The organism is Rhizobium sp. P1_E1, from assembly GCF_056406015.1.
On record NZ_JBFUAY010000008.1, the window covers coordinates 37,695 to 52,573 of the forward strand.

At 61.8% G+C, this 14,879-nt stretch carries 8 protein-coding genes; 5 read left to right on the plus strand and 3 right to left on the minus strand.

From position 1 onward, the window contains the following. Positions 1-8 precede the first annotated feature (8 nt). The 3 genes from AC1D1Z_RS05445 to AC1D1Z_RS05455 form a co-directional block, all read right to left on the minus strand. A complete protein-coding gene (locus AC1D1Z_RS05445; protein ID WP_447011246.1) occupies positions 9-6,431 on the minus strand; it encodes a translocation/assembly module TamB domain-containing protein in 6,423 nt (2,140 codons plus the stop codon). Positions 6,432-6,497: 66 nt separating this feature from the next. Further along, a complete protein-coding gene (locus AC1D1Z_RS05450; protein ID WP_028734254.1) occupies positions 6,498-8,426 on the minus strand; it encodes an autotransporter assembly complex protein TamA in 1,929 nt (642 codons plus the stop codon). 169 nt (positions 8,427-8,595) lie between these two features. Next, the gene (locus tag AC1D1Z_RS05455; RefSeq protein WP_012759223.1) at positions 8,596-8,853 is read right to left on the minus strand and encodes a YMGG-like glycine zipper-containing protein; all 258 of its coding nucleotides are present in this window, start codon (positions 8,851-8,853) and stop codon (positions 8,596-8,598) included. Between the two features lie 325 nt (positions 8,854-9,178). Here AC1D1Z_RS05455 and hemA point away from each other — a divergent pair, with 325 nt between their 5' ends. The 5 genes from hemA (at position 9,179) to AC1D1Z_RS05480 (ending at position 14,867) form a co-directional block, all read left to right on the plus strand. Further along, on the plus strand, positions 9,179-10,393 hold the full coding sequence (hemA, locus tag AC1D1Z_RS05460) for a 5-aminolevulinate synthase (RefSeq protein WP_018517247.1): 1,215 nt from the start codon (positions 9,179-9,181) through the stop codon (positions 10,391-10,393). Between the two features lie 351 nt (positions 10,394-10,744). Next, positions 10,745-11,722, plus strand: a complete 978-nt coding sequence (locus AC1D1Z_RS05465; RefSeq protein WP_028734255.1) for a LacI family DNA-binding transcriptional regulator — start codon at positions 10,745-10,747, stop codon at positions 11,720-11,722. Positions 11,723-11,776: 54 nt separating this feature from the next. Next, positions 11,777-13,015, plus strand: a complete 1,239-nt coding sequence (locus tag AC1D1Z_RS05470; protein ID WP_018448143.1) for an ABC transporter substrate-binding protein — start codon at positions 11,777-11,779, stop codon at positions 13,013-13,015. Between the two features lie 74 nt (positions 13,016-13,089). Further along, on the plus strand, positions 13,090-14,007 hold the full coding sequence (locus AC1D1Z_RS05475) for a carbohydrate ABC transporter permease (protein ID WP_131647577.1): 918 nt from the start codon (positions 13,090-13,092) through the stop codon (positions 14,005-14,007). Further along, a complete protein-coding gene (locus AC1D1Z_RS05480) occupies positions 14,004-14,867 on the plus strand; it encodes a carbohydrate ABC transporter permease (RefSeq protein ID WP_131647578.1) in 864 nt (287 codons plus the stop codon). The genes AC1D1Z_RS05475 and AC1D1Z_RS05480 overlap by 4 nt, the downstream gene beginning before the upstream one ends. Positions 14,868-14,879: the final 12 nt, after the last annotated feature.

A 14,879-nucleotide genomic window follows, 5' to 3' on the forward strand; every position in this document is an offset into this window, starting at 1 on the left:
AAGCTGGCTCAGTATTCCCGTTCATAGACAATGCCGGCTTCGCCCGCGCCATTACCCCCGGCCGCTCCCCGCAGCTTGACGCCGCGGCCGACATCGAGGTTGATCACCGCCTTGGCGCCGGCCGAACCGCCCTGCTGCAATTCGAAATAGGTGCGGTCGTTGAGATAGCGGCCGACGCTGACACTCGTCTGTCCCTTGGAATCGGTGCTGACGTCGAAATCGTCGACGCCGAGCTGGTTGCGCAGGCCTTCGAAAAGCGAGGTCGAGCGGTTGCCGGCCAGCTGACTGACGGCGTCGGCGAGCTGGGCGATCTGCACCGGCGAGAGCTTCGACATCGACTGGCCGAAGATCAGCTGCGCCAGCACCTCGTCCTGCGGTAGCTGGGGCGAGGAGGAAAAGGTAATCGCGGGGTCGGTGGCGAGACCCGCGACGTCGACGGTCAGCGTCGTCGAGCCGGAGGCCGAGGTCGCTTCCATATCGAGCGCCGGCGTCAGGTCGCCGGCAAAGGTGATCCTGCTCTTGTCGGAGAAATCCAGGCGGCGGTTGAGAATGGTCATGCGACCGCGGCGCATGATGAAACCGCCGGTCACGATGGGTGCAGCCGCTGTTCCGCGGATGGTCACCCGGCCGCCAAGCTCGGCATCAATGCCGCGGCCGCGTACGAAGATATGCGAGGGCGCATCGATTTCGAGATCCAGTGTGATCACGGAGGATTTCTCGCCGGGTTTCCGCTCACCGTCATCGCGTAGCTGCGCAAGCACCGCCCGCGGCGCATTCTTATGCCGGATGTCGACTTCTCTCAGCGAGGTCGGCAATTTTTCCGGGACCGTGATCGAGGTTTTGTCCAGCCGAAGGTTGCCGCTCAGCGTCGCATTCATGATCGGCCCGCGCAGGCCGACCGTGCCATTGACGGTCGAGACGACAAGCGTTCCATCGACATAGACCGCCTTGTCGAGCTTGATCGAAATGTCAGCGGGAAAGCCGCCGGCCGGCTGGATGCCGATGGTGCCGCTGGCCGAAATCGTGCCGCCGCCGCCAAGGTTGCCGCTGAGGCGCGAAATCACGGCCTGGCTGCCATTGAAGGTCACGGTCGCCGCAAGATTGTTGACGGCAAGATTGCGTCGGACGTCGACGAGCTTCGCGCCTGATGTCGAGACAGTGCCGTTGATAACGGGCGCTGCGGCCGTTCCGCCAATCTGGAGGTTGACGGTGGCGACGCCGTCCGCAACGAGCCCCTGCTGCGCAAGCGGGGCGCCGAGCACGGCGAAAGGAAGATTGCCGTTGAATCGCATGTCGAGGGCGCGATTGCCTGTGATCACGACACTGCCGCCGCCTTTCAGCGACATGCCGGCGTCACCGGCAAGGCTGGTGTCGACCGTCAGCCTGTTTCCGGCAAGTTTGCCTGATGCACCGATGCTGAACGGCGAAAGGCCGGCACCTTTGGTCTGGCTCGTCGCCGCGTTCTTCCAGTCGACCTTGAAGTCGACGGAGGGCGCCGATAGCGTGCCGGTGGCCTTTGCGGTTGCTGAGACCGCGCCCTCGGCTGCAAGGCCGGGAACGAAGCCGTTGGCGATGCTGGCCGGAAGATTGGTGGTATTCGCCGTAACATCGAGAGACTTGATCGACGTGCCTGCGATGGCGAGATTGCCGGCGGCTTTCAGCGCAATACCGCCGCTGCCGTTGAGCGCGGCATCAAAATCCAGCCTGTCACCAGCGTATTTTCCCGTCGCCGCCAGCGCAAGGCGGGAAAGGCCGGCAGCCTTGGTGTGGCTGGTCGCGGCATCTTTCCAGTTGAGCTTGAAATCGACGATCGGATTTGCCGGCGTTCCCGACGTTATGGCGTTTGCCGAAAGCGTGCCCTCGGCGCCGAGACCGGGAACGAAAGCATTTGCGATATTTGCCGGCAGCGCCGGGATATCGGCATTGATCGAAAGGTCCCGGATGGCCGTTCCCGCGATCGTGACGCCGCCCGTCGCCTTGGCCAACACGCCGTCCTTGCCGCTAAGGTTGGCATCGAAGTCGACCCGGTCGTCGGCGAACTTGCCGGATGCCGCGGCACTCAGGCCCGAAAGGCCGCTGCTCTTGGTCTGGGCGGTCGCGGCGTTCTTCCAGTCGAGCTTGAAATCGACCGCCGGTTTAGGCAGCGCGCCGGAGGCGGATGCCGTGCCCGAGACGGTGCCTTCGGCGGCAAGACCCGGGACGAAGCCATTGGCGAGGCCTGCCGGCAGGTTGGCAAGATCGGCCTTGACGTCGAGGGTTTTAACCGAGGTGCCTAATATCGCGACGTTGCCAGCGGCCTTCAGCGAGAGGCCGTCCTTGCCGGCGAGAGTGGCATTGAAATCGAGCCGGTCGTCGGCGAAGCGTCCGGATGTGGTGAGCGCTAAGCCCGAGAGATGAGCGCTTCTGGTCTGGCTGGTCGCAGCATCCGTCCAGTCGAGCTTGAAGTCGGCTTTCGGTGCGGCGAGTGTCCCTGAGGCGGACGCAGTGCCGGATATCGTGCCGCCGGCCGCCAGATTGGGAACGAAGGCATTTGCGAGACTGGCCGGAAGCTTGGCGATCTCGGCATCGACCTTGATGCTGTCGATCGCCGTGCCGGCGAGTGCGACATTGCCCATGGCCTTCAGTGAGAGGTCTTTATCGCCGCTGACTGCAGCATTGAAATCAAGCTTGTTTTCAGCAAATTTTCCCGATGCGGTCACGCCGAGCGCTGCAAGGCCGGCACGTTTCGTGTGGCTCGTCGCCGCATCTTTCCAAGTGAGATCGAAATCTGCATTCGGAACCGGGAGGGATCCGGTGGCCGAGATCTTTCCTGAGATCGTACCTTCGGCGGCGAGATCGGCGACGAAGCTGTTTGCGATATTTGCCGGAACATTCGCCAGTGTGGCGTCGACCGTGAGGTTGTCGATCGTCGTGCCTTTGATGGCAAGATTGCCGTTTGCCTTTAAGGACAGGCTGTTGGCGCCGCCAACCACCGCGTTGAAATCAAGCTTGTTGTCGGCAAATTTTCCCGATGCGGTCACGCCGAGCGCAGCAAGGCCGGCGCGCTTTGTGTGGCTCGTTGCCGCGTCTTTCCATGTGAGATCGAAATCGGCACTCGGAGCGGAAAGCGACCCGCTGGCCGAGATCTTTCCTGAGATCGCGCCTTCGGCGGCGAGGTCGGCGGCGAAACTATTTGCGATATTCGCCGGGACATTTGCCAGCGCAGCGTCGACCTTGACGTTGCCGATCGTCGTGCCCGTGATGGCGACATTGCCGGTCGCCTTCACCGAGAGGCTGTTTCCGCCGCCGATCGCCGTATCGAAATCGAGCTTGTTGTCGGCGAATTTTCCGGTTGCCTTCACGCCGAGATCCGCAAGGCCGGCACGCTTCGTCTGGCTCGTCGCCGCGTCTTTCCAGTTGAGATCGAAATTGGCGGTCGGCGCAGCGAGGGAGCCGGAGGCCGTCACTTTTCCTGTAATCGTGCCTGCGGCGGCGAGATCGGGAACGAAACCGTTGGCGATGCGGGCAGGCAGGTTGAGGATATCGGCGTTGACATCAAGCACCGGTGCCTTCGGGTCGGCGAGCGCGACATTGCCGGCGGCCTTCAGCGAGAGGCCGTCATTGCTGCCGACCGTCGTGTCGAAATCGAGCTTGTTGTCGGCGAATTTGCCGCCGGCGGTGATGTCGAGCGGCGCCAGGCCGGCGCCCTTGGTCTGGCCCGTCGTCGCATCCTTCCAGCCGAGCTTGAAGTCGGCGACCGGTGCTGACGGCGTTCCCGTCACGGCAATCGTTCCGGAGATCGTGCCGCCGGCTGAAAGGTTGGGCACGAAACCGTTGGCGAGCGCTGCCGGCAGCTCGCGGATATCTGCATCAAGCTTCAGCGTTTCGCCGGCGGTACCGGTAACGGTTACCGAGCCGGTGCCGGTTTTCAGCATCAGTCCGTTCAGATTGGCGGCGCCGCCGCCGATGGCGACCTGCGTCGGTGCGGCCAGCTCGATCGGGATATTGCGGGGGCTTGCCGAGAAGCGATCAAGGTTCAGGTGGATCGTGCCGTCCTGAGCCTCGATATTGCCCGCGGCCAGCACGGGATTGCCGTCATAGGCAGCATCGAGATCGAAGTCGGTATGGTTCTGCTGCTTGGTAAAACCCAGCGAAAGGCCGGCAAGCTTGTTCGTTCCGGCGCTTACCCCCTCGGCCTTGATAGTGCCGTTTGCGGCAAGGGCATTGAGATCGCTGATCGTGACATCGATATCCGGTTTGACGATCGCAAGCGTATCACGGTGGATCGAGCCGCCCGTTGCAAGCAGCTTGAGCGCAATCTTGCCACTGTCGCTGCTGACGCCGAGCGAACCCTTGAGATCGCCTTCGGCCTTCTGTCCGCCGAGTGCGGCGAGCAGGCCGACATTGGGGAAATCGAAGGTCAGTGCGGCTGTTGGCTCCAGGGTAGGCGAGAATTCCGCATTGCCGGTCAGTCGGTTGCCGCCGATATCGGCGGTCAGCGCCGGAATGCTTATCTTGCCGTCCTGCGAGGTGATGTCGCCGTTGATGCCGATCGGTTGGCCATCGATCGTGCCGGTGGCGGCGATCCTGCCCTGCGGCGCCTTGGGATCGGCGAGACCCGACAGGTCGATATTGAGGTTGCCGAGCACGCGGTCGGCCATTTCAAGGCTGGCGGCCTTGAGATTGGCCGTCACGGAGATTGCCGGGAGCTCACCCCCCACCCTCAACGCATAACCCGCCCCACCACTGGCGCCGGGGATGAGCTTGCCGATGTCAGGCAGCCGGCCGGAGAGATCGGCATTCAACGTCCCGCCGTCGAGTGCGACGTTGCCGGCGGCTTCGAGCGTGCCGGATTTCAGGACGAGATTGGACAGTGCGAATTTTGAGGGGATGGTGCCGACCACCTGGCTTTCCAGCGAGATCGGTCCGTCGAACCTGCTTGTCATCGCAGCCGGCAGAGCTGCCGGGTTGATGGTGAGCTTGAGGTTGCCGGTCAGCGCTTTGTCCGCCAGCCGGTAGGAGCCGTTGAGGCCGCCGTTGATATTGGCGCTTTCGACGGTGGTACCGTTGAAGCCGATGCCGGAGGGCGAGATCTGCAGCGGCGAGGCGATCGTGACCGGGCCTTGGACGGCGCGATTGAGGTTCGGGTCGGTGAAGGTCGTATCGCCGGCAACGAGGCGCAACTGGACGCTGCCGGAACGGGCGGCGAGATTGAAGGCGTCGCTCTTTGCGGTCAGCTTGATGTTGCCGATATTGGCCTGCGGAAGGGTTGCGGTGTCGACCGAGCCGCTGACGTTCAGTCGGGCGGCCTGCGCATCGCCGGTTAGCGCCAGGTTGAGGCCAGAAATGAGGAAGCGCGCTTCGCCTTCAGCGAGCGGCCAGCGGAAATCGACAGGCCCCGACGTGCCGAGCAGATTGGCGTTCAGGCTGTTGTTGCCGGCTGGATCGAGGGTGCCCGAGGCGGCGATCACGACGCTGCCGGTGGCGATATTGCCGGTCTGGATATCGATCTTGCCGCGGTCGTCGAAGGTGGTGGCAAGATCGATATTGGTCTGGCCGGCAAAAAGCGGCCGGAATGCCGATGGAAGCAGCGAGCTCAAGTCACCGCCGCCCTTGAGGTCGAGGTGGTGCAATCCGTCTGCCGTGATCTGATGCCGGGCTTCGATTGCGGCGCGCTGCTGTCCGTCGAGGGCGGCCTGCACTTTACCTTTCCAATCGGATATCGGCCCCTGGCCGTCGAGATCGATATTGACGGCCGGGCTATCCGGCAAGCCGAGAAAGCCCGCCAGCAGCCCGCCCTTCGGCTCGGAAAGCTGCGCCTTCAGCCGCAGCCGGTTTTCAGCCGGCGCATAGGCGATGTCGGCGGCAAGCCGCGCATCCGGTACCGCGTGACGGCTGACATTGACGACGGCCTCGCCGCCATCGCCGTTCGCCGAAAGGCTGCCTTCGGCGGCGAGCGCAAAGGCGCGGCCGGCAACGGGTGCGGCAAGTTTGATATCGGGCAGCGCGACGCGGTCTATATCGACCTTGATCGGAAGAGCGAATCCGCCGGAATTTTCAGCTCCGGGCCGCGAGGGCAGGGTGCGCACCGGCTTGCGTAGCACGTTGATCGCTTCGATCTCGAAGCGTTTGGCGTGGAAGGTTCCGGTCAGCAGCGCAAGCGGATTCCAGTCGATCGCGATGCCATGAATTTCCGCAAAGACGCCCCTGGTATCGGAGATGGAGATCTCGGCGGCGCGAAGCCCGCCGGTCAGAAGACCTTGCGGTTCACGAACCTGGATCGTCATGTCGCGGTTGGAAAGCGTGGAGGCTATCTTTTCGGTGACGATGCGGGCGCCAAAACTGGTGAAGCCGAAGATCGCAAGTGCCGCGACAGCGAGAATCAAAGTGACGCCGACGGCATAGCCGGTCAGCCGTACGATCCAGTTGACGATTTTTGCCAGCATTTGCATCGGCGCGGACACTACCCCGTTTTCATGACGGCTCACAGATCGGAAAACACGGGGGAATCGGCAATTCTAGAAGGATTGGCCGATGCCGGCGTAGATTCCGTAATCTGTGCCATCTTCGTACTTGTTCAGCGGCATGGCAAAATCAAGCCGCAGCGGGCCGAAAGGCGTTGCATATCGTATTCCGGCGCCGGCACCGGCGCGAATATCGGAAAAACCCGGAAAGGTGCTGTCCGATACGGTGCCGACATCGATGAAGGGCACGATGCCGATCGTATCGGTGATCTTGATGCGAGCCTCCAGCGAACCGGTCACATAGGAGCGGCCGCCGGTGGCATCGCCATTGTCGTTATAGGGCGAGATTTCCTGATAGCTGTATCCGCGCACGGAGCCGCCGCCGCCGGCAAAGAAGCGCTGCGTGGCGGGAATATCTCCAATGCTATCGCCGCCGATCAGGACGCCGGCGGCAACCTTGCCGGCAAGCACCACGCCGTCCTCCTGGCCGAACGGCAGGTAGCCGGAGATCGAGCCCTCGAATGCCGCATAGGGCGTGGCGTTGAAGATTTCGTAGCCGGGCTTTGCCGAGAATGTCGCGCGATAACCCTCCGTCGGGTTGAACTTGTCGTCACGTGCGTCGCGATCATATTGGATCGGCAGGGTGAAGGTCAGATAGTCGTTCTCGCCGAAGGCGTCATCGTCGCGCTCCCAGCTGACCTCGCCGCTGGCCGAGACCGTGTCCCGGTCGGTCAGCTCGTAGGAAAGGCCGAGCGAGGCGGTGACGAGCGTCGCGTTATAGGCATCCGGATTTTCGGTCTTGGCGACGATGCCCGCCTTCAGGGTGGCGGCGGGAAAGAAGGCGCCGGGCTTGGTGAAGAGGATGCCGGCGGAATAGTCGAGGCTGCCGACATCCGTCGTTTCGCCAAGCCGCGAGACCGCTCCCTCGATCCTCAGCGTTTCGGCTTCGCCGAACAGGTTGCGGTGGCCCCAATAGCCCTGAATGCCGAAGCCGTCGGTGGTGGAATATTGCGCGCCGACGCCGAAGTAGCGCCTCTTGCCTTCCGAAACCTCGATCGTCATCGGCAAGGTGCCATCCGGCGCCAGCGCATCCCCTTCGTGAATGGTGACGCTCGAAAAGACGCCGAGGGCGCGAAGCCGCTCGCCGGCTTTCTTCAGCGCTTCCGGGGAGTAGGCTTCGCCCTTGTTCAGCCGGGAATAGCGCTGGATGAAACCTGGCCTGACGGTCTTCTCGCCGGTGACGCCGACATCGCCGATCGGGGCGATGGGACCGCCCTCGGCAGCAAGGACGATATCGACGGTGTCGCTGTTATGATCGGCGACGACCTTGCGTTCGGTCAATTTGGCGAAGGGCCGGCCTTCGCTCTTCAATTGTTCGACGATCTTGTCGCCGGCCTTGATGATCGCCAGCGAGCCGGCTTGCGCGCCCGGGGCGAGGTCGTAATCGGCGGGATTATGGTTTGCGGCATCGCCGCCGAACTGTACCTCCCTGACCTTGAAAACAGGGCCGGGAGCAATGTCGACGGTGACGGGGATCGGCCCTGACCGGTCGAATGTCGGATTGGGCGGCAGGTCGTCGATATTCTTGCCGTCGATGGTGATCGTCACCAGGCCGCCATAACGGGCCTTTTCATACAGGGCGGCGATCAGCCGCTCACGGTCGTCGCGCGCCTTGACGACGATGCCGAGATCGCCGGAAACCGGCTGCTTCTGGTCACTGAGGAGACGAGAACTGTTTTCCAGCGCTTCTTTCAGGTCGGGATCGGCGGTATCGGCCCTGAGGTCGACGTGGTAGCGCACCGGATCGGGCACCTGTTCGCCTTCGTCTTCTTCTTTGCCGAAAATGGTGATGCCGAAAAGCTTGAAGGCATAAGCGTCGCCGATCAGGACCGGTGAGAACGCAGCTGCCGCTGCGACTACCATCATGGTGCCTGTTCGCCGATACGCAGTACCTGTTTTCGGGCCTGTCCCTCTGATCCGCATCCGCCGCTTTTGGTTGTGTCTACATTGAAGCTTCGTTGCCCAGCCATGAACAGCTTAGCGACAAAATCGCGCGGGGTGTACCATTTTAAATTGCCAACGCGCTAATTTAGCACAAAAAATCCCGGACGTGTGTCCGGGATTTCCTGAATTTGCCGATTTCCAAGCGCTCTCAGCGCGGGCAACTATCGATGTAGCGGCGGCCGTAGCGGTCGCGATAGTAGCACTGGCCAGGCTGTTCCGCGACGCTGCCGATGAGGGCGCCGGACACGCCGCCGATAGCGGCGCCGACTGCCGCGCCACGGACGTTGCCGGTGACTACGCCGCCGATGACGGCACCTGATGCAGCGCCGATGCCGGCGCCTTGCTGCGTCGGCGTGCAGCTTGCGATCGACAGGCCGATCAATGCGAGTATGACAACTTTCTTCATCTTTTTTCTCCGAGGTTGTTGCCCAGCGGGCAAAGGCCGTCCCTTCTTATTTTTTGTCAGGCTAGACCGAAAACTATGTCGGAAGAAAGGGTTGTCCATCCGATGTGCTGATTTTTTTGCGACCAGGCTGGGTCGCCTTTTGCCCGGTCCGCAAATTCGGCTGCCGTCTGCGGCATCAATTTCGTTGATCGCGGCTCGCATATTTTTTATCTGGAATCATTCAAAAATCTGGGCCTTTTGCCGCAGTTGATGTTAAAGCAAAGGGTAAGCATTGACGCGCGGACGTCCAGTCATCAAGAACATCCGCGTGATACTGGAGCATATGATGGATTTCGAAGCGTTTTTCAAAAACGAGCTGGACGGGCTTCGTACCGAGGGCCGTTACCGCGTTTTTGCCGATCTCGAACGTCACCGCGGCAATTTTCCCCGCGCGACGCGTTACACCGTGGATGGCGAAAAGGAAGTCACGGTCTGGTGCTCCAACGACTATCTCGGCATGGGCCAGCATCCGAAGGTGATCGAGGCGATGAAGAACGCCATCGACCACTGTGGCGCGGGTGCGGGAGGCACCCGGAATATTTCTGGCACCAACCACCATCACGTCATGCTCGAGCGTGAGCTTGCCGACCTGCATGGCAAGGAAGCGGCGCTGATTTTTACGTCTGGCTATGTTTCCAACTGGGCAGCCCTCGGCACGCTCGGCGCGAAGATTCCCGGCCTCATCATCTTCTCCGACGCGCTGAACCATGCCTCGATGATCGAGGGCATCCGCTATGCCAAGTGCGACAAGGTGATCTGGAAGCACAATGATGTGGCCGATCTCGAAGCCAAGCTTAAGGCCGCCGATCCGAAGGCGCCGAAGCTGATCGCCTTCGAGAGCGTCTATTCGATGGATGGCGATATCGCCCCGATCAAGGAGATCTGCGATCTCGCCGACAAATATGGGGCGATGACCTATCTCGACGAAGTGCATGGCGTCGGCATGTACGGTCCGCGCGGCGGCGGCATTGCCGAGCGCGAGGGGCTGATGGACCGGCTGACGGTCATCGAAGGCACGCTCGGCAAGGCTTTCGGGGTGATGGGCGGCTATATCGCCGCTTCGACGGCACTTTGCGATTTCATCCGCTCGTTTGCCTCCGGCTTCATCTTCACCACGGCGTTGCCGCCAGCACTTGCCGCCGGCGCCGTCGCCTCGATCCAGCATTTGAAGGTCAGCCAGTTCGAACGCGCCCGCCATCAGGACCGTGTCCGCAAGCTGAGAGCGCTGCTCGACCAGCGCGGCATCCCGCATATGCCCAACCCGAGCCATATCGTGCCGGTGCTGGTCGGCGATGCGGCCAAGTGCAAGTGGATCTCCGACCTGCTGCTCGACAATTGCGGCGTCTACGTCCAGCCGATCAACTATCCCACCGTGCCGAAGAAGACCGAGCGCCTGCGCATCACGCCGACGCCGCTGCATTCCGATGCCGATATCGCCCATCTGGTCGAAGCGCTGCATTCGCTGTGGTCGCGCTGCGCGCTCGCAAGGCACGTCGCCTGATTTTTCGATGATCGCTCGGTTCCAACCGTAATTCAGGGCCTCCACTGGAGGTTCTGACAGCGATCAGCCTTGCTCCCGCAAGACGCTGCAACAAGCCTCCCATGCCCGTTCAAGATCATCCGCTCTGCGCCTGGTCTTAACACCGATGACACATCGCAATCGGCCCGACCGATGCGCATGGATCTTTCCCTGCGCTTGCGTCCTCCCGCAAACTGCGTCGCCTTGAGCTCGCGTGAGAAAACCTTTTCTCACTTGACATAGAGATTGGTAAAAGCTTTTCTCAGGTCACTTCAGAAGGAGGACGTTCTGAACATATCGGGAGGAAAAAGAGGCAGGATCACCATCCACGAGGTGGCGGCRGCTGCCGCGGTGAGCATCTCGACGGCGTCGAAAGCTCTCAATGATACCGGCCGGATGGGGTCGGAAACGCGCGAGCGGGTGAAACGGATCGCCGCCGAAATCGGATATCGGCCGAATGCGCTGGCGAGAGGTCTTCTCAGCAAACGCAGCTTCACTATCGGGCTGCTGACGAACGACACCTATGGCCGGTTCACGCTGCCTGTCATGGCGGGTATTTCCGACGCTCTCGTCGATCACGGCGTTTCGGTCTTCCTGTGCGCCATCGAAGACGATCCGGCGCTCGCTCAGATCCATGTCGACGCGATGCTCGACAAACAGGTCGACGGCATCATCGCGACAGGAAAACGTCTGGACAGACGTCTGCCTGTCGATCTGTCGAATTTGCATGTGCCTGTCGTCTACGCATTCACGGAGGGGACGCAGAACAGCGTTACCTTCCGGTCTGACGACGAACAGGGTGCGCGGCTGGCGGTGGAATGGCTCGTGAAGATCGGGCGGCGGCGGATTGCGCACATCACCGGTCCGGAGGACTTCTTCTCGGTGCGGGAGCGTGCCGGCGCCTATCACGAGGTCGCAGGTCACCGCGAGCCGGTGCTCTACGGCGTCTGGTCGGAAAACTGGGGCCATGAGGCGGTCGAACAGCTTTGGAAGAGACCGGGAGAAAAACCGGACGCGCTCTTCTGCGGCAACGATCAGATCGCCCGCGGTGCTGTGGATGCGTTGCGCGAACGCGGCGTCAAGGTGCCGCAGGACGTCTCGGTGATCGGCTTCGACAATTGGGAGATTGTCGCTGCCCAGACGCGGCCGCCGCTGACAACGGTGGACATGGAACTGAAGGAGCTCGGGCGACAAGCCGGATTGACGGTGCTCGCGCTTGCGGAAGGACGGCCTGTCGAGCCGGGAGTGAGGAAATTGCCGTGCCGGCTGATCGTCCGGCAGTCATGCGGGGGGAAAGCCCCCACGGAATGAGAACACGTGAATGAGCAAAGGCGCGAGGAGATGCGCCATATCGGGAGGAGTGTCATGATCAAGCGTCTATTGGCGGCGACCAGCATCGCTACCCTATGTCTGGTGTCGGCCGCGTCGGCTGCCGAAAATGTCGAAATGTGGGTTCGCTCGGGGATCGGCGATGCCTTCAAGAAGGTTGTCGAAGCCTATAATTCCGGTCACGAGAGCAAGGTCGTGATGACCGAAGTGCCGTTCTCCGAGTTGGTGCAGAAATATGCGACGGCGATCGCCGGCGGACAGGCGCCAGACGCGCTGTCGATGGATCTCATCTATAACCCTGCCTTTGCTGCGGCCGGGCAGCTGGAAGACCTGACGGACTGGGCAAAATCCCTGCCCTATTTCAACTCGCTTTCGCCATCGCATGTTCGCCTCGGCACCTATCAGGACCGGATTTACGGCCTGCCGCTGTCGGTCGAAACCTCCGTCTTTGCCTGGAACAAGGATCTCTACAAGAAGGCCGGCCTCGACCCGGAAAAGGCACCGGCGAATTGGGACGAAATTACCGCCAATGCCGAGAAGATCCGGGCGCTGGGTGACGATACCTACGGCTTCTATTTCTCCGGCGGCGGCTGCGGCGGCTGCATGATCTTCACGTTCACGCCGCTCGTCTGGGGTGCGGGCGCCGATATCCTGTCGGCCGACAGCAAGACGGCGACGCTCGATACGCCGCAGATGCGCAAGGCCGTCGATATTTACCGCAACATGGTCAAGAAGGACCTCGTGCCGGCGGGAGCCGCCAGCGACAACGGCGCGAACTTCCTGACCTTCACCAACGGCAAGATCGGCCAGCAAAGCCTCGGCGCCTTTGCCATCGGCACGCTGGTGACCGAGCATCCCGATATCAACTTCGGCGTAACCCTCATTCCCGGCGTCGACGGGAAGCCTTCGTCCTTTGCCGGCGGCGACAACTTCGTCATCACCAAGGGCACGAAGAAGATCGACGCGGTGAAGGAGTTCCTCGAATATGTGTATTCGATGGACGGCCAGAAGATCATGGCGAAATATGGCAGCCTGCCGACGCGCGGCGATATCGCCGATAAGGTGTTGGAAGGTCTCGATCCGCGCATGCAGGTCGGCCTGAAGGCGATCGGTGTCGCCAAGACACCCTATACGCTGCAGTTCAACGACTTGATCAACAGCGCCAACGGACCCTGGGCCAGCTTCACCAACGCCTCGATCTTCGGCGACGATGTCGACGGCGCGTTTTCGAGCGCCCAGTCGGAAATGCAATCGATCATCGATAGCGGCCAATAACTCTCTCCCGGCCGCGGCCGGGGAGCGGTGGCAGCTTCCCGGCCAATTCCACTCGACAGATGCGGAGCGTTTTGATGACCGGTTCCGGTTCAGAGATTCTATTGCCTCGGCGCAGGCGACGGCGCCGATCGAACTGGCGCGGTCTCGCCTACATTGCGCCGGCCATGGCGCTGGTCATCGTCTTCTTCGTCATGCCGGTTCTCTTCACCGGATGGATGAGCCTGCATAACTGGCCGCTGATGGGGGCGTCCCGCTGGATCGGCTTCAACAATTATTTCCGCATGGCCAACGACACCCGCTTCATGACGGCGCTGAGTTTCACGGCCTATTACACCGTGATCGTCACCATCGCGATCTTCGCCATTGCCTTTCCGCTGGCAATCTTCGTCGAAAAGGAACGGCAGTTCGTCGGCGCCTACCGCACGATCATCTTCCTGCCCGTCGTGGTCGGTCTTGCCACAGCCTCCCTGCTCTGGGTCTGGCTCGCCAATGTCGATAGCGGCTTCATCGGCCCGGCCTTGAAGGCGCTCGGCCTTGTCGAAAAGAGCCCCAATCTTCTTGCGACCTTCGACACCGCCTTTCTGACGATCGTGGTGATGGTCGTCTGGAAGATCGCAGGCTTCACCATGATCATTCTTTTGACCGGGCTTCAGGCCATTCCGTCCGAGCTGACGGAGGCCGCCCGCATCGACGGCGCCGGCCGCTGGCAGCGGTTCCGGCATCTGACGCTGCCGCTGATGCGCAAGACGATTGCGCTGGCGCTGATCGTCTCCGTCACCGGTTCGATCCTCGCCTTCGACCAGTTCTACATCATGACCGCGGGCGGTCCGCAGAACAAGATGATCTCGGTGGTCTACTATATCTTCAATCAGTCCTTCGTGTCGTTCAATCTCGGCTATGGCGCAGCACTCTCGATCGTGCTTCTCGCCATCCTGGTCGCCATCAGCATCGTGCAGTTCTGGCTGCTTCGCGTCGGGGAGGAGCGTCCATGACCACCTCAAAGGAACGTCGCGCGCGCAAGGCCGTCCGGACGAAGTCGGCCTATCATCTGACCGGCATCGCCATATCGATCTTCTTTCTCGCCCCCTTCGTGATCACGCTGTTGTCGTCCTTCCGGCATGGCACGGAGGCCAGCCTGCCGCCTTTGCCGCCGTGGCCGACCTCAGGCGTCAGCATCGATTCCTACGCGCTGCTCGATACGTTCGGCGCCGGCATCTGGCGGCACATGATCAATTCGCTGTTCGTTTCGGTCGCCACCGTGGTGTTGACCGTCGCCGTCAGCCTGCTCGCCGGTTACGGCTTCTCGCGATACCGATTCCCGCTGAAGAATGCGCTCTTCGTGCTGATCATCGCGACGCTGATGATCCCGTTCCAATCGATCCTGACGCCGCTCTTCATCATCCTGGCAAAGCTCGGTCTCAACAATTCGCTGCTTGGGCTGACACTCGTCTATGTGACGCTGCAGCTGCCCTTCTCGGTCTTCATGATGCGCAACGCCTTCGACGCCGTGCCGAAGGAGATCGAAGAGGCCGCACGCATCGACGGCGCGCGCGACCTCAGGCTTCTGGTCCGGGTTCTTCTGCCGCTGGTGCTTCCCGGCGTCGCGACGGTTGCGATCTTTGCCTTCCTCAATGCCTGGAACGAGTTTCTCGCCGCGCTCGTGCTGCTCTCCAGCAATGAGAAATACACTTTGCCGGTGCTGATGACGGCGGTTCGCGCCGGACGGCTCGGCGCCATCAACTGGGGAGCGGTTCAGGCCGGTGTCGTCGTCATGACGATCCCTTGCCTGATCGTCTTCCTGCTCCTGCAACGCTACTACATGCGCGGGCTGATGGCCGGCGCGGTGAAATGATCTGAGAGAAAG